This is a genomic window from Acinetobacter sp. KH_038 (assembly GCF_057839405.1).
Genome location: NZ_CM174489.1, coordinates 2,803,814 through 2,826,340 on the forward strand (window position 1 = coordinate 2,803,814; position 22,527 = coordinate 2,826,340).

Consider the following 22,527-nt stretch of genomic DNA (forward strand, 5'->3'; position numbering starts at 1 on the left):
CTTATTTACAAGTCAGTCATTATTCAAAGGAAACCGTTGGAGCTTTTTGGGCACTTTGCTCGGCACTAAAGTTTGGTTTGGTATCCATACCAATTACTTTGGCGGTCATCACTTGCGGGAATTGACGCGCATAAGAGTTAAAGTCCTGAACCGTAGTGATGTAACGGTTACGTGCCACAGCGATTCTATTTTCAGTGCCTTCGAGCTGCACCTGCAAATCACGGAACTGCTGATTGGCTTTCAGGTCTGGATAATTCTCAGTCACCGCCAATAAACGCGATAGAGCACTGGTCATTTGCGACTGCGCTTCCTGATAACGCTGGAATAATTCAGGATCTTCCAGTACTTCACGATCTACTTTTAAACCGGCAACATTGGCACGTGCTTGAGTCACTTCGGTCAATACCTGCTCTTCATGCGCGGCATAGCCTTTGACTACATTGATCAGATTCGGCACCAGATCGGCACGGCGCTGATACTGGTTTTGCACTTCAGACCATGATGCGGTAACCGCCTCATCTTTCACCTGCAAAGTGTTATAGCCACATCCTGTGAGGGTCAAAGTACTGGCCAGCATCAGGGTTATTAAAGATTGTTTTAATAGACGCATGATGTTTATCCTCAATTATTTATTGATATTTATTTAATTAATTTGATTTTAAACAGTATTTTCTAAAGTTTTGTTACTTTTTATAATATTTTTTAATGGGCTGTTTTTCCATTGGATCAGACTCAAAAATAAAAAACCCGCCGAAGCGGGTTTTCTTGAATGATATACGTTGCTGGTTAACGATTAGATATCCAGATAATCCAGGATCCCTTCTGCGGCCTGACGGCCTTCCCAGATCGCAGTAACCACCAGATCAGAACCGCGCACCATGTCACCACCGGCAAAGATTTTTGGATTTGAGGTCTGGAACTTATATTGCTGCTGTTCAGCGGCAACGACACGCCCCGAACCATCCAGATTAATTTCTACATCGGTGAACCAATCTGCTGGACTAGTACGGAAACCGAAAGCAAGCAGGACTGCATCCGCCGGAAGAATTTCTTCTGAACCCGGAATCGGCTCTGGACTACGGCGACCACGGCTATCTGGCTCACCTAGCTGAGTAGTAATAAATTTCACGCCAGTCACTTTTCCATTTTCACCGACAATCTCGATTGGCTGACGGTTGAATTGAAATTCCACCCCTTCTTCACGTGCATTTTGTACTTCACGGCGTGAACCCGGCATGTTTTCTTCATCACGACGATAAGCACAAGTTACTGTCTCAGCACCTTGACGAATTGAAGTCCGGTTACAGTCCATCGCTGTATCACCACCGCCCAGCACAATGACTTTTTTGCCTTGTACGCTGATGTATTCAGCCGGATCTTTTTCCCAGCCTTGAGTACGGTTGACATTGGCAATCAGGAAGTCCAGTGCATCAACAACACCATCCAGGTCTTCGCCAGCAAAACCACCTTTCATGTAGGTATAGGTGCCCATACCCATGAATACCGCATCATAATCGGCAAGTAACTGGTCAATCGTGACATCGGTGCCAATTTCAGTATTGAGACGGAATTCGACGCCCATACCAGTGAAAATTTCACGGCGGCGTTTCATCACATCTTTTTCCATTTTAAATTCTGGAATACCAAAAGTCAGCAAACCACCAATTTCAGGACGTTTGTCAAACACGACTGGCTTTACGCCAGCACGAACCAAAATATCCGCACAGCCAAGTCCCGCAGGACCTGCACCAATGATCGCGACTTTTTTATTGGTCCACTTCACATTAGACATATCCGGACGCCAGCCCAAAGCAAAGGCGGTGTCATTGATATATTTTTCAGCATTACCAATGGTGACTGCACCGAAACCGTCGTTCAGGGTACAGGCCCCTTCACATAAACGGTCTTGCGGACAAACACGGCCACAGACTTCCGGCAAGGTATTGGTCTGGTGGCACAGTTCCGCTGCCTGAAACAAACGTCCTTCAGCCACCAGTTTCAACCAGTTCGGAATGTAGTTATGTACCGGACATTTCCATTCACAATACGGGTTACCACAACCGAGACAACGATGGGTCTGATTGGCAGCGATTTCCGCAGTAAACGGTTTATAAATTTCCACAAATTCTGCTTTGCGGACATCAAGCTCTTTTTTCTCTGGATCTTGGCGTGCGACATCCAGAAATTGAAAGTCATTACTCAGGCGTTCTGCCATGTCTCTCTCCGTGGCTAGATGTAAGGGGTTCACAGTTGCCTTACATCTGGCTTTATATCTGTTCGTCGTGGAATTATTGTGGATCAGCTTGAGTTGTTTTTAACAGCGTTTGCAAGTTGGCTGCTTTCGGTTTTACCAACCAGAACTTGCGGCTGTAGAAATCAAACTCGTGGCGGATCTTGTACGCCCAAGCACTACCGGTTTCTTTAATATGTTCATCCAGGATACGGCCCAGGAAGGCTTTGTGCTCTTCCATCGCTTCGGTGGAAATACGATTCAGCTCAATCAGTTCGTGGTTATAATGATCAACGAAGTCATTATCCAGATCAAGTACATAAGCAAAACCACCGGTCATACCCGCACCGAAGTTGTGTCCGACTTTACCCAGTACAGTCACAATCCCACCGGTCATATATTCACAGCAGTGATCGCCGGCACCTTCGATGACAGCAAATGCACCCGAGTTACGCACCGCGAAACGCTCGCCTGCCGTACCCGCGGCATATAGCTTACCGCCAGTGGCACCGTACAAACAGGTGTTACCAATGATTGCGGTATTTTGGGTCTGGAAAGGTGAACCTTTTGGTGGGAAGATCGAGATGCGACCACCGGCCATACCTTTACCGACATAGTCATTGGCATCGCCTTCAAGGCTGATGTGCAAGCCACCGGCATTCCAGACACCGAGTGACTGACCTGCTGTACCGTTCAGGTTCACTTTCACCGGATGGTTTTCCATGCTCAGGTTGCCATAACGGCGGGCAATTTCACCGGATAAACGCGCACCAATCGAACGGTCACAGTTACCAATCGAGAAGTGATACTCACCCCCTGTTCCGGCTTCAATCGCAGGCAGGATTTCTGCCACCATTTGCTCTGCCAGAATACCTTTGTCAAATGGCGCATTGCCCTGTACTTCGCAGTACTGTGCTTTGCCTTGTGCCGCAGGATGTGATTCCAGTAATTTGCTCAGATCCAAATGCGCATGCTTGGCAGTTTCACCTGGCAACACTTCCAGCAGGTCGGTACGGCCGATCAGGTCTTTCAGGCTTGATACACCGAGTGCAGCCAGCCATTCACGGGTTTCTTCAGCAATAAAGGTGAAGAAGTTGATCAGCATTTGTGGCTCGCCAATATAATGCTCTTGACGCAAATGATCTTGTTGAGTCGCAACACCGGTTGCACAGTTGTTTAAGTGGCAAATACGCAGGTATTTACAGCCCAATGCAATCATCGGCGTTGAACCGAAACCAAAGCTTTCAGCACCCAGAATTGCTGCTTTCACGACATCCAGACCGGTTTTTAAACCGCCATCAGTCTGTACGCGAACTTTACCACGCAGGTCGTTGACACGAAGCGCTTGATGCGCCTCGGAAAGCCCCAGCTCCCACGGTGAACCTGCATGATGAATTGAAGAAAGTGGCGAAGCCGCTGTACCGCCGTCATAACCTGAAATGGTAATGAAATCGGCATAGGCTTTCGCGACACCTGCCGCAATCGTCCCGACACCTGGTTCAGAAACCAGCTTAACTGACACCATCGCCTGTGGGTTAACCTGTTTTAAATCAAAGATCAACTGTGATAAATCTTCAATTGAATAGATGTCGTGATGCGGAGGTGGCGAAATAAGCGTTACACCCGGTACAGAATAACGTAAACGGGCAATCAGACCATTCACTTTACCACCCGGCAACTGACCACCTTCACCTGGTTTTGCACCTTGCGCGACTTTAATTTGCAGGACTTCTGCGGAAGTTAAATACGCAGGTGTCACCCCAAATCGGCCCGATGCAATCTGTTTGATTTTCGAGTTACGGATGGTGCCGTAACGCGCTGGATCTTCACCGCCCTCGCCTGAATTGGAACGACCACCAATGGTGTTCATGGCAATCGCAATCGCTTCATGTGCTTCTGGTGACAATGCACCCAAAGACATGCCGGCAGAGTCAAAACGCGGCAGGATCTCTTCTACCGATTCCACTTGTTCAACAGGAATCGAATTGTCTGTTTTGAGTTTAAATAAGTCACGAATCGTGGCAATCGGACGGTTGTTGACCAGCTCTGCATATTCTTTAAAATCAGCATAATTACCTGAACGCACCGCCTTGTGCAGCGAGTTGATCACGTCCGGGTTAAAGGCATGATATTCCTTGCCAAAGACAAATTTCAGCAGGCCGCCCTGATCGATTGGCTTACGGTTTTTCCAGGCAATATCTGCCAGCTGTTTCTGGTCATTTTCAACGTCAACAAAGGTCGCACCCTGGATACGGCTCGGCACACCTACGAAACATGTATCGACCACTTCATTGGACAGACCCACGGCTTCAAACAACTGACCACCGCGATACGAGGCAACTGTCGAAATTCCCATTTTTGACAGGACTTTTAATAAGCCTTTCTCAATGCCTTTACGGAAGTTGTTTTGTGCATAGATCGGATCACCCAAGAGCTCGCCTTTGGCAACCAGATCATTAATCACGTCATAAGCCAGGTACGGATAGATCGCCGTTGCACCAAAGCCAAGAAGTACTGCAAACTGGTGCGGATCACGGGCAAAACCGGTTTCAATAATCAGATTGGCATCGGTACGTAAACCGGTATTAATCAAATGATGATGCACTGCACCAGTCACCATAAAGGCATTGGCTGGCAAGTAGCCTTCACGGATTTTCTTGTCGGAAAGTACCAGTAAAGTTTTGCCATCACGAATCGCTTGTGCTGATTCTTCACAAATACGCAGGATTGCGGCTTGCAGACCTTCAGTTTCAGCATAGTTCAGATCGATATCCGCAATTTCATAGCCTTTACGACCCAAAGTACGGATCTGGTGCATTTTCGAATTTGACAGTACCGGACTGGAAATAATCAGGCGATCGGCATGTTCAGGCCCCTGTTCAAACACGTTCTGCTCACGGCCTAAACAGGTTTCCAGTGACATCACAATCGATTCACGTAATGGATCGATTGGTGGATTGGTCACCTGTGCAAACTGCTGGCGGAAATAATCCGAGACATGGCGCACCTGACGTGACAATACTGCCATTGGCGTATCATCACCCATGGAACCTACCGCTTCCTGACCGCTTTCTGCGATTGGACGCAATAGCTGGTCACGTTCTTCAAAGGTCACCATGAACATTTTCTGTGAGGCTTTCAGGCCATCACCTTTCAAGCCTTGATCACATAAATATTCTTCCAGTTCCGGACTGCCTTGCAGACGGACAGAATTGTCACGTAACCATTCACGGTATGGACGCATCCGTTTTAGATGATTATTGACATCTTGCGTATCCAGTACCTTGCCGGTTTGCGTATCGATGACCAGCATTTGACCTGGGCCGACACGACCTTTAGAAATCACATCTTCAGGTTGATAACCCCATACCCCAATTTCCGACGCCAGCGTGATATAACCATTTTTGGTAATCACCCAACGTGCCGGACGTAGACCGTTACGATCCAGCATACAGATGGCATGACGGCCATCCTGAATTACCAGACCTGCCGGACCATCCCAGGCTTCCATATGTTTCGAGTTAAACTCATAGAATGCACGCAAGTCAGCATCAAGCGTTTCCACGTTCTGCCAAGCCGGCGGTACCAGCATACGTAGGGCACGGAACAGATCCATACCGCCACCGACCAGAATTTCCAGCATATTGTCCAGACTTGAAGAGTCTGAACCGGTACGGTTTACGATTGGATTCAGTTCAGTTAAGCCAGGCAATAACGGATTTTCAAATTTTGGTACCCGCGCCATGGCCCAGTTACGGTTCGCAGTAATGGTATTGATTTCACCATTGTGCGCCAGATAACGGAACGGCTGTGCCAACGGCCAGCGTGGCAAAGTATTGGTCGAGAAACGTTGGTGGAACACCACAATATGCGATTCCAGACGCGGATCGGCCAGATCGGTATAAAAATCGGCAATCGCTTCCGGCATCATCAGGCCTTTATAACTGATGACTGTTGAACATAAGGTAGTGACATAGAATGAAGTGTCATTTACCAGCAACTGTTCTGCACGACGACGCGCCAGGAATAATTTGCGGTTAAATTCAACCTCAGTCACACCCATCGGGCAATTGACAATAATCTGTTCAAATGCCGGCATCGATTGCAAGGCAATTTCACCCAAAGCATTGACATTGGTTGGAATCAGACGCCAAGCCAGAACGATTAAGCCTTCAGCTTCAATTTCTTTGTTTAAAACCTGTTTGGCATGTGCAGCAAGGGCAGGATCAAGATTCAGGAATACCGAACCCACAGCAAAGACTTCACTTAAAGTCGTATCACTTAAGCGCTTTGCTTCTTCACGGAAGAATTTCTTCGGCATCGCCAACAGCAGGCCACAACCATCCCCAGTCTTACCATCCGCGGCAATACCACCACGGTGGGTCATACAACTCAGACTATGAATCGCGGTCTTGACGAGATCATGGCTTGCATCACCCTGCATATGGGCAATTAAACCGAAACCACAGTTATCTTTAAACTCATCCGGTTGGTATAAACCTTGAGCGGGAGCTACATTATTAGGCGATGGCATGTGCATAGCGTACCCTTCTTTCACGAAGCCTCAATAGGCTGTTAAACAATCTAAATTCTTCTCTGCACTGCGTTGAATGGACTTTCGAAGACCGTTTTAATCGAGCAAAATTTTTCCTCTTTATTTCTTCAGCGTAGTCCTTTTTTAGACTGAATGCATAAAAAATAAAGTTTATTTTGCTGATGAATAACATAAAAATTAGGAATAAATATGACATTCATACATTGTCATCGAATCATTTTTCGCGCTAAAACAGGGAGATTAATTCAACTCATGCACCAATAAAGCAAATTACATGCCAACAAACAGCGCATAAATTAAAACCATACACATGACAGAGATTTAGTATAGATCAGAGCAATACAGCTTATTTTTAATGGGTATTTTTTGCACCAAAAGCGCACATTTATAATTATATAATTGCCTGGGTGCGCTATTTTAGACCGATTTAATTAAAAGGATCACTAATCTCATTATTTTGAGGGCGGGAAGGAGTTCCCGGGTTGGGTCGATTATTATTATATTGTAGTTGCGGTGTACCCTCTACAGCGCTCTCAGATTTTTGTACATCAACAACATTGCCAGAAGAATCACGACGTACAATCGTGGTACTGGTCGTTGCATCAGCACTAGATGACTTGCTCTGAGGCTGGGTCTGCTGTCTTAGCCGTACCGATTCATCGATCTTCGGTAAAGGAACGTTTTTCAAGCGCACCTCATACAGCTTCTGATTACTTGCTAACTCATCTGAACCCAGATTATTCACCAGACCGACATACTGCTGGATTTGCACAATTTCAGGTTGGACTGACGCGGGCAGATTTATATTCAAGTTAGCCAAAGCCTGTTTGGCTTCTGCTGCTGATTTATATCGACCATAGAGCAGCACATATTGTTCAGGCTGATTTTCACCCGATATTCTTAAATAGATAAAAGGCTTACGATCTGACTGTTTCTTAAGAAAGCTTTTTAGGATGGCTTCATTACTTACGCGAAATAACTCAATCACATGCTGGTTTTTAGCTTCATTGACAAATTTGGTGCCACGAAATTCCGGTTCATGATTGGCATTCACAATGGTGCGCGTATTCAAGTCAAGGGGTTGAACCTCGTCGAAAAGCGCACCAAGATGGGTCATGGTTGCTACTTTTTCCGGCTGAATTTGTAGCTGAGCTTTAGTTTCCGGCTTTTTTTCTACTTCAACCACGGTATCTGGGTCAGTAATAGCCCAGAAGATCAAGGCTGCAAATAGACAGCATATCCCACAGACCAGCCAGAAATAATGCTGAACCTTTTGCCAAGGAGTGTGTAATGCTGCCATAAAAACTAAAACCTATGCCTGATTGGCCAAAATTGCCTGTTGCATTAACTCAAGATCAAAGTCTCGGGTAATCACAGCTTTGCCTAATTGTTGCAACAATACCAGACGCAATTGCCCATTTAAGACTTTTTTGTCATGGGCCATATAAGCCAGGAAATCATCCAGAGGGATTTTAGGACAAACGATCGGAAGTTTGGCACGAGAAATGATTTTTTTTGTACGTTCTAGATCATCTTGAGAAATCCAGCCCATACGCTGTGATAAATCTGCTGCCATCACCATACCGGTTGCCACAGCTTCGCCATGTAGCCAGACCCCGTAACCCATATAGGATTCAATCGCATGACCAAAGGTATGCCCTAAATTGAGTAAAGCACGCTCACCCTGTTCTTTCTCATCATTGGCCACAATTCGGGCCTTATGCGCACAGGAGCGGTAAACCGCTTCAGCCAGCAACTTTTCATCGCGGCCAATCAGTGCCTCCATATGCTCTTCAAGCCAGAGCAGGAATTCTTCATCACCGAGTAGCGCATACTTAATTACTTCAGCCAGACCGGCAGAAAGTTCACGATCGGGCAAAGTAGAAAGTTGCGACATATCGGCCAGCACCACTTGCGGTTGCTGGAATGCACCAATCATGTTTTTACCCAGTGGATGGTTAATCCCGGTTTTTCCACCTACACTAGAATCGACCTGAGACAGCAATGTCGTTGGTACCTGGATGAAATATACCCCGCGCTGGAAACAGGCCGAAGCAAAACCTGCCATATCGCCAATTACACCGCCACCAAGCGCCAGCACAGTACAGTCACGGTTAAAACCAGCTTCAAGCAATGCATCAAAGATCAGGTTCAGATGCTGGCTATCTTTAAATTTTTCACCATCCGGCAAAATACAAGTCGCAACACGCTTGTCCAGGGCTTCAATCGCAGTTTGATAACGCTGTAAATAAAGTGGCGCAACCGTAGTATTGCTCACAATCATCACCTGCTTGCCATGAATATAGGATGCCAACAAGGCCTGTGGATCCAGATCGCTCCCGATAAAAATAGGGTAACGACGTTCTCCGAGTTCTACATATAAGGTTTGCATGCTTGATTAACCACTTTATTCAATGAACTTAGTTTTTGGAAGTAATGAGATTGAGAATCCGCTGCGCCAAATCACGTGCCGCACCTTGATTGGTCTCAATGATATGATGCGCCACCTCCCGATACAAGGGATCACGGACTGCCAATAAATCACGCAACTTTTGTTCCGGATTTTCAACTTGCAACAGTGGACGGTTTTTATCACGATAAGTACGCTGCAGCTGAATTTCAACCGGCGTATACAGGTAAACGACTATCCCACGCTGTTTTAGATAGTCTCGATTCAAGAGCTGGGTGATGGCACCACCACCCGTGGCTAAAACCAGTTGAGCGCGTGAAGTCAGCTCATCAATTACAGCAGTTTCACGGTCACGGAAACCCTGTTCCCCTTCCTTTTCAAAAATCCAGGGAATCGTCGCACCTGTTTTACGTTCAATTTCATGATCACTGTCTAGAAATTCGCGTCCTAACAATTCTGCGAGATGTCGTCCTACTGTTGTTTTACCGGCCCCCATCGGCCCTACCAAATAAATATTTGGCAGGGTTTCAAACTCTTTGCTTGGCAAGGAGTCACCTATTCGTTTTGTTAAATTCAAAATATATTAATGATTTCTTGAAACACTGTCATTAACAATTCGAGGTGTAACGAAAATCAGTAGCTCACGCTTATTGTCCGCTTTTAAATCTTTACGGAACAAACGCCCCAGATAAGGCAGGTCACCCAAGAATGGTACCTTGGTTTGTGCATTACGGGTTTCCTGCTCAAAAATACCACCCAGGACAACTGTTTCACCGTTATCCACCAGTACATTGGTATTGATCTGATTTTTATTGATGGTCAATTGCCCTGTTGGGGTCGGGTTACCTGGTGAGTCACTGGTAATATTGAGCTCCATCTGTACTTTACCGTCTGGAGTAATACTTGGCGTGACATCCAGACTTAAAGTTGCATCAATAAACTCGGTGGTAGAGACTGCATTGGCGCCGCCACCTTCAGCAGATTGATACGGAATTTGTGAACCAGAGGCTACAGTCGCTTTTTGCTTGTCTGCAGTCAGTACTTTAGGTGTAGAAATTACTTCTCCATAGCCATCAGCCTGCAGTGCAGACAGTTCAAGATCCAGCATAAAGTCAGATAGGCTGATTAAGCCAAAAGCAATACGGCTGGCACCCGGGCTGGTAACCCCCAAATCTACATTCAGGTTGTCTGGTCGTTGAATTTCATACTTCCAACCACCAAAATCACTCTCTTGCGGATCTCTGAGATCCCACAAGGTTGTATCACTACCACCAACCAGAAGGTTGTTATTATTGGTAATTCCTTGTGACAGAATTCCCCACTTCACGCCCATTTCTTTGGTGAAGTCAGTGGTGGCGCGCACAATACGTGCCTCAACCATCACCTGCTTGACCTGTACATCGAGCAGATCCACCATATTTCGAATTTTATCAATAAAAGGCTGGGTATCATTCACGATAATGGTATTGGTTCGTGCATCCACAGATACCGAACCACGTGAACTCAACAGGCTTTCTTTATCATCATTATTGGTGGTATTGCTCGACCCACCTGAACTAGATGCACCTTTATTCTGTGTAATCAGTTTTTCAATATCTGCAGCCTTTGCATAACTGAGCTGCATATATTCGGTCTGGATCGGGGCAAGTGCAACACTCTGCTTGATCGCTTTGGCTTCTTCCTCTTCAGCCTTGATCAGCTCTGCCACTGGTGCAATCCAGATTACATTACCATTACGGCGTTTATCCAGATTTTTGGTTTTCAGTACAATATCCAGTGCCTGATCCCAAGGCACTTCTTTTAGGCGCAAGGTAATATTGCCTTGGACACTGTCTGCTGCCACCATATTGATATCGGTAAAATCGGCTAAGAGCTGCAGCACACGACGGACTTCAATATCCTGGAAATCTAGCGAAATTTTCTTGCCGGTATAAGCAACCGCCTTCGGACGTAGCGGACTCTTGGCTTCCGGACGTTTCAAACTGATGGTCAGTTTATTGTCAGTCTGATAAGCCATATATTCATAGCTTTCTGCAGACTGGATCGTAATCACACCCGATCCATTCTGGTTCACCGCATCGACACTCGACACAGGCGTCGCGAAATCATTCACATTCAGACGACGGGTCAAATGCGTCGGAATCTTGGTTCCCAAGGTCCGGACAATGACTTTCGTGCCCTGCTGCTGCACATCGACCGGGGTATTGTTGCCTGCCAGATCAATGATGACCTGACCTTCACCTTGCGCACCACGCTGGAAACCAATATTGCTAATTCCCTGAGCTGACTGCTGTAACACAGGTTGAGCCGTGGTGACTGGCGTTACCGAATTAATTTTCAGGATAAAGGTATTGCCTTCAACTCGCGTGGTAAAAGCACCTGCATCTGCCAGATTAACCGTCAAACGGGCACGTTGTGCATCTGAAGTCACATCGACCGAACTGGCTTCGCGGGTTGCAACCGCAATATTACTTTGTTTTAAGTTTTGTTGTGCCTTGTCAAAATCTAAGATCAAACGTGAAGGCGACTCTAATTGATAGGCTTGTGGCTGTGGTGGCAAACCATTAAACATCACCCGGATTTCAGTTCCTTGTCCAGGAAGCTGCATAGGTACGATATTGGTCACGGCCACTTGCGCGCTGGCAGCTTGCATCACCGCAATCGCAACAGCACCCATTGAAAACTGACGAAACACACGATTCATTGTATTAGCATCCCCAAAAATAAATTCTTTAATACTCTTATTCATTGTTATTTCCTAAACTTATGGTGCCGGCCCAATCAGAACCAGACTTCGCGGACGCTCCACATATCCTTCACGGCCATCTGGAATAATCTCAATCAAATCGATCTGTGTCGGTGTAATACCCGTCACACGCCCATGATTAAGCCCCATATAGCTACCACGCTGTATCCGTTCGATCTCGCCATCTGGTGTCTGGATTAAAGCCAGAATCTGTCCGGCCTGATTGCGTAGACTGCCTTTCATGCTCAAGGTTTCCAGAGGATAACTTTCTAGTGGTTGCAGTTGGCGTGACAAGTTTGGATAAACCCGTTTCCCCGCCATAATTTTCAGCTCGGCAGCCAGAGAACTTGGCAGGAAAGGACTCTTGATCTGATGTGCTGCATAATTGAAGGTTTCAACTGGCATAAAATCAGGAGCAGGTTCAATTGGTAAAGGCGGCTGATTACGAATATTAGCCATTTCCTGATTGACTGCATCAATACGCGAATCACATCCCAGCAATACCAATCCAAGCGCTAAAACTGAAGTAATTTTCATTCTATTCATTACTGCGCCCCCTGAGTTGTGCTACCCGCTGCTGCAGAAGTATCAGCATTGCCGACATAGCGATAGGTTTTGGCCTTGACCACATAATCAATCACCGGAATCTCAGATTTTTTCTCTTTATTCTCAGTACCGGTAATGGTGAAGTCATGCAAGGTCACGATACGTGACAAGCCGGCAATACTGCTGACAAAAGAGCCAAATGCGTGATAATCGCCAGTCGCTTCAATCGCAATCGGCTGTTCAATAAAGAACTCCTGCTTGATTTCCGGTTCCAGACGGATATTTTTAAATTTCAGACCTGAATTCACCCCACTCAGGTTAATATCTTCGACCAGACCTGGAATTTCAGTTTCCTTCGGCAACTGTTCTAATTGCTGGTTAAAACGCGCTTCCATTTCCTGGAGCTGGATTTGATATTGTTGCAGGTTGCGTAATTTGGACTCTTTTTCACGGAATTCATTCAGCAGGTTCTGTTCCTGTGCACTGGCTTGTGAAATGGACTCAATCGTACTTCTGATCATGACAAAATAAATCAGTGCAAATGCCAGCGCGACAATAAAAATCCAGCAGGTAATCTTGACCGATAATGGCCAGCTACCATAATTATTTGGATCTAATGTATTGAATTGCTGAAAAAACTTTTCAACCGTCATTTTATTTTTAGGTACAGCCACGACATCCTGGCTGAATTCATCGAATTCTTCATTACTCATGATGATGCCCCCGCAGCTGTATTGACTGGTTGCTGTTCTTCGTTCAGTACCGGCTGAGCAATCTGATCCAGATCTACCGTCACGGTAAAGCTGCCATAAGACTCTTCAACACGTGGAATGATCGAGCTCGGTGCCTTTTCTTTGGCTTCTTCAGCCACCAGGAACGCATTCATAAATGCATTCCGGTACCAGGATGAAGCTTCCAGATTCCGTAACAGTTCGGCTACGGTATTTGGACTCTCGGCCCTACCTTCAATGGTAAATTTATCGCCAGTACGCTGAAACTTGGTGATATACATATTGGCCGGAGTTACCCGTACTATTTCATCAATCAAGTGCACTGCAATCGGACGCTGGGTTTGTAAGCCCTGAATCAGCTTCATGCGCTCAACAATGGCATTGCGCTGTTCTTGCAGACCTTCCAGAGCCTTTAACTGCACATCCAGATTCTGGTTAGTACTTGAAATCAGCTGATTGGCCTGTTCCTGATCCTGAAGCTTGTGGTCATAATAAAACCAGGTCGAACCTGCTGTTGCCAAACCCAAAAGAAGCGCGCCTACGCAGATCGCCACAAATTCATTATTTCTTTTAATTCTTAGCTCATCACGCCAAGGAAGTAAGTTAATCTTTGCCATTAATCAAAACTCCTCAATGCCAGACCGCATGCAACCATGAGTGATGACGCGTCATTTTCAATTTTTTTAATATCAATCTGAGGAGAAAAGCCCATTTGCAGAAATGGGTTCGCGATCGTGACCCGGTAACCGAGTTTTTGCTGTAATAATTTTGCCAGGCCTGGAATATTGGCATTTCCGCCGGCCAATAGAATGTGATCAATCTCATTAAACTGAGAAGATGAAAAGAAGAATTGCAAGGAACGTGCTGCCTGTTGCACCACCGCATCCAGAAACGGCTCCAGCACTTCAATGTCGTAGTCATCTGGTAAGGCACGGGTTTTTTTAGCCCGTCCGGCTTCTTCAAAAGACAATCCATAACGGTTCTGGATTTCCTGAGTCAGCTGTTTGCCCCCAAACACTTGTTCACGGGTATAAATAATTTTGTTGTTCTGCATGACGGATAAGGTGGTCATACTATGACCAATATCCAGAATGCCGACTGTATTGACCCCCATCGGCAAAGTATCAGAGAACACTTTAAACGCATTTTCCAGCGCAAAACTTTCTACATCCGCGATTTTAGGTGTCAGTCCGGCAATTTCCAACACCTCAGAACGTGCTTCGACATTTTCAATCCGTGTTGCCACCAACAGCACATTGACCCGGTTCGGGTTACTCAGACGCTCCGGCAGAACTTCAAAGTCCAGACTGGCTTCATCAAGTGGGAACGGAATATATTGCTCTGCATCTTCACGAATCTGAACTTCACGTTCATCATTCGACATGTCTGCATCCATCTCGATGGTTTTGGTAATCACCATCGCTGTAGGAATCGCAAAGGCTGCCTGATTCGACTGGATATTGGCCAAATTAATTGCACGCCCAAGCGCATCAGCGACTGCTTCCGGATTCAAGATGTTTTTTTCAACAACACTGTTTTCCGATAATGGGACCAGCGCATAGCTCTCCACCCAGTACCGACCGCTTTTTACAGAAAGTTCTAAAACCTTAACAGAAGTCGAACTAATATCGACTCCTATTAACCCCTTATTTGGTTTACGATATAACCTGCGCACAATATAATTCCTATTATTTTTTTGTCCCCAATCCAATCTAGCTTGCCAATCAATCCGATCTATAATTTTACATAGATACAATAACTCATCTAACAATATGTATATCTAAAGGATATACTGACCGGTAATTAGTTCGCCATTAGCTCTTATTAAAACTTACTTGTTATGAAAAAGCTATCTTGTTCAGGCCTTGTTCATCCATTTTTTTTGATCATTATCATTATAGTGATCTCAATTCCGATGGGTTTTTATGGCATGTATCTCTATATTGCCCCATCTTTGCCTGAAATGTCCACGCTTAAAAAGGCGCCTTTATTAAAGCCTTTACAAGTTTTTAGTTCAGATAATGAATTAATTGCCGAGTATGGTGGCAAGCTTTCGGTTCCCGTGAAATATGAACAAATTCCATCAGAATTTATTCATGCCTTCCTCGCAGCGGAAGATTCCAGCTTTTTCGAGCATAGCGGAATCAGTTTTAAAGGCCTGGGACGTGCAGTCAGTGAAAGTATTACCGGTTCAGATGTGCAGACCGGTGGTTCTACCATTACCATGCAGGTCGCCAAAAATTACTATCTCAGTCCTGAACGCACCTTAAAGCGCAAACTGACTGAAATTTTTCTGGCCCGTAAAATCGAGCAAAGCCTGACCAAAGAAGACATTCTGACGCTGTATGTCAATAAGATCTTTCTGGGTAAAAATGCCTATGGGATCGCAGCAGCAGCCAAAATTTACTATAACAAGAGCTTAGAAGAACTTTCGATTGCACAGATGGCCATGATCGCCGGCCTGCCCAAAGCACCTTCTCGCTACAATCCGGTCGCAAATCCCAAACGCGCTCTCGAGCGGCGTAACTGGATTTTAGGACGAATGCTGCAACTGGGCTATCTGAACCAGAGCCAGTATCAACAAGCGATTGCTGAACCCATCAGCCTGGACATGCCTGACCGCAGTACCCGCAACAAATTTCCGTATGTCGGCGAAATGGTACGTTCTGAACTGGTACAAAACTTTGGCGAACAGGCCGTAGATTCTGGCTACAAGGTTTATACCACCATTCATAGCGAGCGTCAGGCCTATGCAGAACAGGCAGTACAAGACGGTCTGGAAGCTTATGACCGCCGTCATGGCTGGCGTGGTGCCGAGGCACATGATCAGCCACTAGACAATTTCCGGGCCTATGCCAATACGTATCCAGCCCAGGTGACCAAGGTTGCCAATTCCAGTTTTGAAGCCCTGATGCAGGATGGCACTACGGTTACCGTACCTTGGTCCGGCATGTCATGGGCGCGTCCCTTTCGCAATGTTAACAGTGTAGGCGGTGCACCGAGCAGAGCTTCCGAGATTGTCAAAGTTAAAGATATTATTCGCTTAAGACCCAATCAGAATAAAAGCTCCTGGTCACTGGTACAGGTTCCCAATGTACAAGGACAATTGATTGCGATTAACCCAAATAGTGGTGCAATTGAAGCGATTGTCGGTGGCTATAACTTTTATCAGTCAAAATTTAACCGCGCGATTCAAGGCTGGCGTCAACCCGGCTCAACCATCAAACCCTTTGTTTATGCACTGGCTTTAGAGCGAGGCATGACACCACACACTATGGTCAATGATGCACCAATTACCATTGGTAAATGGTCACCACGTAATTCAGACGGCCGTTATCTCGGCATGATCCCGCTGCGCCGGGCTCTTTATCTTTCACGCAATACAGTTTCAGTGCGTTTGTTGCAGGCAGTGGGGATTGAACGGACCCGTCAGCTGTTTATGGATTTTGGCTTGCAGGATAATCAGATCCCACGTAACTACACCATTGCACTCGGTACTCCTCAGGTGCTACCGATCCAGATGGCGACGGGTTATGCCACCTTTGCCAATGGCGGTTACCGGATCCAGCCGCATTTCATTACCCGTATTGAAGATGCCTATGGCAATACCATTTTTGAAGCCAAGCCTGAATATGCCTGTATTTCATGTATCAATAGCAAAGAAGAACCGGCTCAACCGGCCGACCCGATTACCGCAGATGATGAAGCGATTGCAATCAATAATACAAGCCTGGCGCAGCAACCAGTGCTACCTAAGGTATCTGCCGAGGACAGTAATTATCGTCAGGCGCAGCGTATTTTAAAATCCAGCTCTGCCTATGATATGGCAAATATTCTGCGTGATGTGATTCAGCATGGTACTGGCCGTGCAGCTTTAAGAATCGGGCGAAATGATATTGGCGGTAAAACCGGAACCACCAATGATGCCAAAGATGCCTGGTTTGCAGGATTCAATGGCAAACTGGTCACCGTCACCTGGGTCGGTTTCGATCAACCCAAGACTTTAGGTCGTCGTGAATATGGCGGTGTAGCCGCTTTGCCAATTTGGACCGACTTTATGGGCAATGCCCTAAAGGGTCAGCCAGAAGCCTGGGTGCGCTTGGACCCGAATGCCAAAGCACCAGTGAACCGCAACAAGGCAGCCCAAGGTGAGGAGGAGCAAAATGATCCATCTTCGCCGCCTCTGGCGACAGCACTGTACCGCCCTGCCCCTGTGGTGGTACCAAAACGGCAGGAAAATGATTTTGAGGATTTACCGGATCAGCCAATCCGCTTGCCAGAAGATGAAAGAGCTGTCCCGTCAGAACAGCCTCTTCAGCCGAAACAGGCAGACTCCCTAGATACCCTGATCGAAGAAGTCCGGTAATCCAAGAAAGATAAAAAAGCCCTCAATTGAGGGCTTTTTTATCTTCAGTCTATTTATTTTTTCTGGAACAGGTAAATCTGATATTGCGCCAACAATTCAAGCTGGTCCTGCTGTTCAAGTGCGAGACGGCGCTCCGGCTTGGCTTTGTAGGCATAGGGTGTCATGGCAATCAGGTTTTTTAAATCTGTCTGTGACAAAGTCATCGGTGCATCAATCACCTGCTCACTGACCAGATTAAACTGATCCTGAAGTTGCTCGACAAACTTTTGCGGCTCATGCGGTTTAACTTCCTCAAACAGGGCTTCGCGCATGGCATATAAATGTTGTGGTGCTGGAGTCACCAGCATCAAATAACCGTCAGTTTTTAAAACCCGTAAAATTTCCTGTTTTGGAATCGGGCTGAACAAGCTGGTACACATATCAATGGATTGATCGAGTACCGGTAAAGTCGCCCCTGTTCCTACTACCCAGGTGATATTTTTATTCAGCTTGGCGGCCACCTGAACCGCATTTTTGGCAATATCCACCGCCACACATTGCAGTACTTCTTGTTGCATCGCATCGGTGTAATAACCTTCACCACAGCCAATATCCAGCAAGTTTTCAATACGTAATTCACGTATCTTTTCGACCACGGCCTGTTGCAACGGGGCATAATGTCCTGCACTCAAAAATGCACGGCGCGCCTGTACGGACTCAGGTGTATCTCCTGGATTTTTACTGTGTTTATGTTGAACCACATGTAAATTTACATAGCCCTGCTTGGCCACATCATAGCTATGCTGATTGTCACAGCGCCAGGTGCGTTCGTTTAATTTGAGCTGCTCACGACAAACAGGACACATCAGTAGGTTCATTTTAAATCTCCAAAACAAAAAAGCCGGCATGCGCCGACTTTTTCAAATGCATTTCTTAGCGCAATTTTAAGGTCATTAGACCCAAAACTACCAGCATAATCGTAATAATCCAGAAACGGATCACCACCTGGGTTTCACGCCAGCCTTTCTTTTCATAATGATGATGCAGTGGTGCCATTAAGAATACACGCTTATTACGCATACGCAGTGAGCCAATTTGCAGGAACACTGAAATGGCTTCAACCAGGAACACACCGGCCATGATCGCAAAGACGATTTCCTGACGAACCATCACAGCAATCGTCCCCAGCATCGCACCTAAGGATAAAGCACCGACATCGCCCATAAACACTTGTGCAGGATGGGCGTTGTACCACAAGAATGCCAGACCGGCACCAATCATTGCCGCACAAATCACTACCAGTTCAGAGGAGTATTTTACATAGGGAATATGCAGATAATTAGCAAAACGCACATCACCTGCCAGATAGGCAAATACACCCAGACCTGCTGCGACCAGCACGATTGGCATGATCGCCAGACCATCTAGGCCATCGGTCAGGTTCACAGCATTAGATGCACCATTAATCACAAAGTAAGTGAAAATAATAAAGCCAATCCCCAGTGGAATCGCCGACAGCGGAATGGTCAAATCTTTGAAAAATGGAATCAACAGGTCCAGCATATTGGCGGTATGCACCGGATTGGTCTGCTGCTGTGCAATCACATAGAGCGCAATACCAACACCCAATGCACCGACTGAAGTCCAGAAGAATTTTTTCTTCGCAGGCAGGCCGGCATTGTCTTTATAACGGATCTTGATCCAGTCATCCGCCCAGCCGACGGCACCGAAAATCACCATCACCGCCAGTACAATCCAGACATAAGGATTGGAAAGATCGGCCCAGAGTAAAGTTGAGATACCAATCGAAAGCAGGATCAGTACCCCGCCCATGGTTGGTGTACCCATTTTCTTGGCATGGTTTTCAGGGGCATACGAGCTAACAGCCTGACCATATTTGAGGGCTTGAAGCTTGCGAATCATGATTGGGCCAAGCACCAGACCAATCGTCAATGCCGTCAGGACACTGAGCAAAGCACGTAAAGTTAAATAACGAACCACCTGAAACGTGCTGTCAAAGCCCGCCAAATGTTCAAAGAGCCATAACAGCATTTAGAGTTTCTCCATCAATGCAGCCATCAATGTTTCCATATGGGTATAACGCGACCCTTTAAACAGAAATGACATTGGCTGAGGTTGATGTGTTTCAATCAAACGAATTAAAAATGGTAATGCCTGCTCCTGATTCAGGAATGCCTGCATTTTTTTGCCATATTGGGTACTACGGGCCCCTTCTTGCATGGCAGGCGCAAATTCACCCACAGCCACCACAAAGTTCAGACCTTTGACCGAGACCAGATCTCGACCCAGCTTATAATGTTCCATCGCAGCCGATGCACCGAGTTCACCAATATCACCGGTGACCATGACCCGAATGCCCTGCTGCTGTGCTAACACATCTGCTGCTGCACGCATCGAGCTCGGATTGGCATTGTAGGTATCATCAATCAGTAAATATTGTTCATGCTGGATAAAGTTCAAACGGCCTTTGGCACCTACAGCCTGTTCCAGGCCGGCCACGATATCATCCAGACCAATACCGATTGCCAAGGCAAAGGCAGCTGCAGCTGTGGCATTTTCAACATTATGCTCACCGGCAAATGGCAAATTCACCGCCCGGTTACCTTGTGGGGTATTTAAGACAAAGTTTGCAGTCTGAGGATGTAATTCCACATCAGTTGCATACACGTCACCACCCGCACCAAAACTTAAGCTTTGTTCAGTCTTTACTGCGGCACGAATAGTATCAGCAAAATCATCTGCAGCCGGCATAATCGAAGTTTCGGAAATATGCGCATAAATTTCCGATTTGGCAGTGCAAATTCCATCACGACCACCGAATTCGCCCAAATGGGCAGTTCCGATGTTAATGATGCCAGCCACATGTGGCTGCACCATTTTCGAGGTGTAATCAATTTCACCCTGATGGCTTGCTCCAAGCTCCATCACAGCATACTGATGCTCTGGACGTAGCTCCAATAACATTACCGGCACACCGAGATCATTGTTCAGGTTGCCACGCGTGATCAGGGTCGGTGCCAGACGAGACAAGATACTGCCTAACATTTCCTTGGTGGTGGTCTTGCCACTGCTGCCGGTCAGCGCAATCACTTTCAGCTGCGGATTCTGCTGCCGACGATAAGCGCCCAACTGCCCAAGTGCCAAACGGGTATCTTCTACCACCAGCTGGCAAATATCAGCATCAAGCGGGCGGCTGACGATGGCCATCTGGCAACCATTTTTAGCCACCTGCTCAACGAAATCATGCGCGTCAAAACGCTCACCTTTTAAAGCCAGGAATGCATCACCTTGTTCAGCATCACGTGAATCGGTCAAAATTCGCTTGATCTCGCCTTGAGGTTTTTGCTCATTGAGCCAATAGCCTTGCGTGGCCTGTTCAAGCTGTTCTGCTGTCCATGGCACCAAAGGCACGGTACTTGTTGTTGAGGTATGCATATCTGAATCCTAATACGCTGGATAAGCTGAATCTGTGTTGTGATGCTGCGCATCAATCGCGGCCTGAACTTCCACCACATCATCAAACCAATGGCGTACACCATCAATTTCCTGATAGTTTTCATGACCTTTACCAGCAATGACCACAATATCGCCAGCATGCGCATGTTGTACTGCAAACTTGATCGCTTCACGACGGTCATGAATTTCATGATAGGTTTTGCCTGAAAAGTCGATGCCATTTTTCATATCGGCAAAAATTTGTTCAGGGTTTTCGCTGCGCGGGTTATCCGAGGTCAAGACGGCAATATCTGCACCGTCTAATGCCGCCTGGGTCATCAATGGGCGCTTACCACGATCGCGATCGCCGCCACAACCGAAAGCTGCCCAGAGGTTTTTTGAGACATGGCGCTTCAAGGTCACTAGCACCTGAGTCAAGGCATCAGGCGTATGCGCATAATCCACTACAAACAGACGCTCACCATCACGCAGCACCTGCATCCGGCCTGGTGCACCTTGCAACTGGGCTACGCTCGCAATCAGGCTGGCCAGATCAAAGCCCGCTTGCTCTGCCATGATCAGACTGGCAACCAGATTTTCAATATTGAAATGACCCAGTAGCGGACTACGCACAGCAAATGTACCTTGCGCTGTAAGCAGCTTAAACTCGGCACCTGAAATGCTGTACTGAATATCCTGAACCTGATAATCCGCCGCTTGCGTGGTGGAATAGGTCAAGATTTGCGGTTGCGCAGGATTGTTTTTCGCAGCCTCTAACATGACGGACGCATGTTCATCATCAATATTGATGATTGCCACTTTTAGACTTTCAAATTTAAATAAAGCAGACTTGGCTTCGGCATAGGCTTCTAGCGTCCCGTGATAATCCAGATGATCGCGGCTTAAATTACTATAGCCCGCAATCTCGATCTCACAGCCAGTTAAACGGCTTTGCTCCAGACCATGTGAGCTGGCTTCAATCGAGGCAAACTTGGCACCGGCCTGCGCATACGCATGTAAAGCATTTTGCAGTTGCAATGCATCCAGTGTGGTATGTGACGAAGCTTCCAGATGGGGTAAAATCCCATTACCTGTAGTGCCCATCACTGCACAAGCCTGGCCTTGCAGCATCAGCAACTCAGCGACCAGACGCGAAATGGTGGTCTTGCCGTTGGTTCCCGTCACCGCCAGAATTCGAGCGGCCTGAACAGGCTGACTGGCGTGTAAATACTGTTTTTGCCACTGCCCCATCCAGTGCCGCACATCAGCCACCACCAGACTCGGGGCAATAGCCAATTCAGTTTCTGAAATCACTGCCAATGCACCATTATCTAAAGCTTTTTGTGCAAATACTACTGTTTTTTCCGGTTGGGACAAACTGGTCAGGGCAATAAAAATTTGCCCTGGCTTAACTTTACGGCTATCCAGCTCGAAACCCTGAAAGGCTTGACTCATCCATTCAGCAGCATCTTGAACGGCGTAGAGAGCTTTAAATGTAATAGACATTG

At 46.6% G+C, this 22,527-nt stretch carries 16 protein-coding genes; 1 reads left to right on the top strand and 15 read right to left on the bottom strand.

What is annotated here, in order from left to right; all coding sequences use genetic code 11:
• Window positions 1–19 precede the first annotated feature (19 nt).
• From AC3IT7_RS13365 to AC3IT7_RS13415, 11 genes are all read right to left on the bottom strand, one after another.
• Window positions 20–610 (bottom strand): LemA family protein, encoded by a 591-nt coding sequence (locus AC3IT7_RS13365; protein WP_489248782.1) that lies wholly within the window; start codon window positions 608–610, stop codon window positions 20–22.
• Between the two features lie 183 nt (window positions 611–793).
• Complete coding sequence (locus tag AC3IT7_RS13370) at window positions 794–2,215, bottom strand: FAD-dependent oxidoreductase (protein WP_489248783.1); 1,422 nt, start codon at window positions 2,213–2,215, stop codon at window positions 794–796.
• A 73-nt stretch (window positions 2,216–2,288) separates the two neighbouring features.
• Window positions 2,289–6,764, bottom strand: a complete 4,476-nt coding sequence (gene gltB / locus AC3IT7_RS13375) for a glutamate synthase large subunit (RefSeq protein ID WP_489248784.1) — start codon at window positions 6,762–6,764, stop codon at window positions 2,289–2,291.
• Window positions 6,765–7,212: 448 nt separating this feature from the next.
• On the bottom strand, window positions 7,213–8,085 hold the full coding sequence (locus AC3IT7_RS13380) for a hypothetical protein (RefSeq protein WP_489248785.1): 873 nt from the start codon (window positions 8,083–8,085) through the stop codon (window positions 7,213–7,215).
• Between the two features lie 12 nt (window positions 8,086–8,097).
• Window positions 8,098–9,177, bottom strand: coding sequence for a 3-dehydroquinate synthase (gene aroB, locus AC3IT7_RS13385; protein ID WP_489248786.1), 1,080 nt, complete (start codon window positions 9,175–9,177; stop codon window positions 8,098–8,100).
• A gap of 28 nt (window positions 9,178–9,205) precedes the next feature.
• Window positions 9,206–9,742, bottom strand: a complete 537-nt coding sequence (gene aroK, locus AC3IT7_RS13390; protein WP_475655143.1) for a shikimate kinase AroK — start codon at window positions 9,740–9,742, stop codon at window positions 9,206–9,208.
• Window positions 9,743–9,778: 36 nt separating this feature from the next.
• The gene (locus AC3IT7_RS13395; RefSeq protein WP_489248787.1) at window positions 9,779–11,944 is read right to left on the bottom strand and encodes a type IV pilus secretin PilQ; all 2,166 of its coding nucleotides are present in this window, start codon (window positions 11,942–11,944) and stop codon (window positions 9,779–9,781) included.
• 15 nt (window positions 11,945–11,959) lie between these two features.
• On the bottom strand, window positions 11,960–12,487 hold the full coding sequence (locus tag AC3IT7_RS13400) for a pilus assembly protein PilP (protein WP_475654396.1): 528 nt from the start codon (window positions 12,485–12,487) through the stop codon (window positions 11,960–11,962).
• Window positions 12,487–13,200, bottom strand: a complete 714-nt coding sequence (locus AC3IT7_RS13405) for a type IV pilus inner membrane component PilO (RefSeq protein ID WP_475654397.1) — start codon at window positions 13,198–13,200, stop codon at window positions 12,487–12,489. Before AC3IT7_RS13405 ends, AC3IT7_RS13400 begins: the two co-directional genes overlap by 1 nt.
• Window positions 13,197–13,835, bottom strand: a complete 639-nt coding sequence (locus AC3IT7_RS13410; RefSeq protein WP_489248788.1) for a PilN domain-containing protein — start codon at window positions 13,833–13,835, stop codon at window positions 13,197–13,199. Before AC3IT7_RS13410 ends, AC3IT7_RS13405 begins: the two co-directional genes overlap by 4 nt.
• Complete coding sequence (locus tag AC3IT7_RS13415; RefSeq protein ID WP_475654399.1) at window positions 13,835–14,893, bottom strand: pilus assembly protein PilM; 1,059 nt, start codon at window positions 14,891–14,893, stop codon at window positions 13,835–13,837. The genes AC3IT7_RS13410 and AC3IT7_RS13415 overlap by 1 nt, the downstream gene beginning before the upstream one ends.
• A 165-nt stretch (window positions 14,894–15,058) precedes the next feature.
• Here AC3IT7_RS13415 and ponA point away from each other — a divergent pair, with 165 nt between their 5' ends.
• Window positions 15,059–17,584: a penicillin-binding protein PBP1a gene (ponA, locus tag AC3IT7_RS13420; RefSeq protein WP_489248789.1), complete on the top strand. Its 2,526-nt coding sequence runs from the start codon at window positions 15,059–15,061 to the stop codon at window positions 17,582–17,584.
• Between the two features lie 53 nt (window positions 17,585–17,637).
• On the opposite strand, the gene AC3IT7_RS13425 is transcribed toward ponA, so the two are convergent.
• Genes AC3IT7_RS13425 through AC3IT7_RS13440 form a run of 4 tightly spaced genes read right to left on the bottom strand, consistent with a single transcriptional unit; the run spans window position 17,638 to window position 22,525 of the window.
• Window positions 17,638–18,441 (bottom strand): putative RNA methyltransferase, encoded by an 804-nt coding sequence (locus tag AC3IT7_RS13425; RefSeq protein WP_489248790.1) that lies wholly within the window; start codon window positions 18,439–18,441, stop codon window positions 17,638–17,640.
• 55 nt (window positions 18,442–18,496) lie between these two features.
• On the bottom strand, window positions 18,497–19,615 hold the full coding sequence (gene mraY / locus AC3IT7_RS13430; RefSeq protein ID WP_005094334.1) for a phospho-N-acetylmuramoyl-pentapeptide-transferase: 1,119 nt from the start codon (window positions 19,613–19,615) through the stop codon (window positions 18,497–18,499).
• The gene (locus tag AC3IT7_RS13435; RefSeq protein WP_489248791.1) at window positions 19,616–21,019 is read right to left on the bottom strand and encodes a UDP-N-acetylmuramoyl-tripeptide--D-alanyl-D-alanine ligase; all 1,404 of its coding nucleotides are present in this window, start codon (window positions 21,017–21,019) and stop codon (window positions 19,616–19,618) included.
• Between the two features lie 9 nt (window positions 21,020–21,028).
• Window positions 21,029–22,525 (bottom strand): UDP-N-acetylmuramoyl-L-alanyl-D-glutamate--2,6-diaminopimelate ligase, encoded by a 1,497-nt coding sequence (locus AC3IT7_RS13440; protein ID WP_489248792.1) that lies wholly within the window; start codon window positions 22,523–22,525, stop codon window positions 21,029–21,031.
• Window positions 22,526–22,527: the final 2 nt, after the last annotated feature.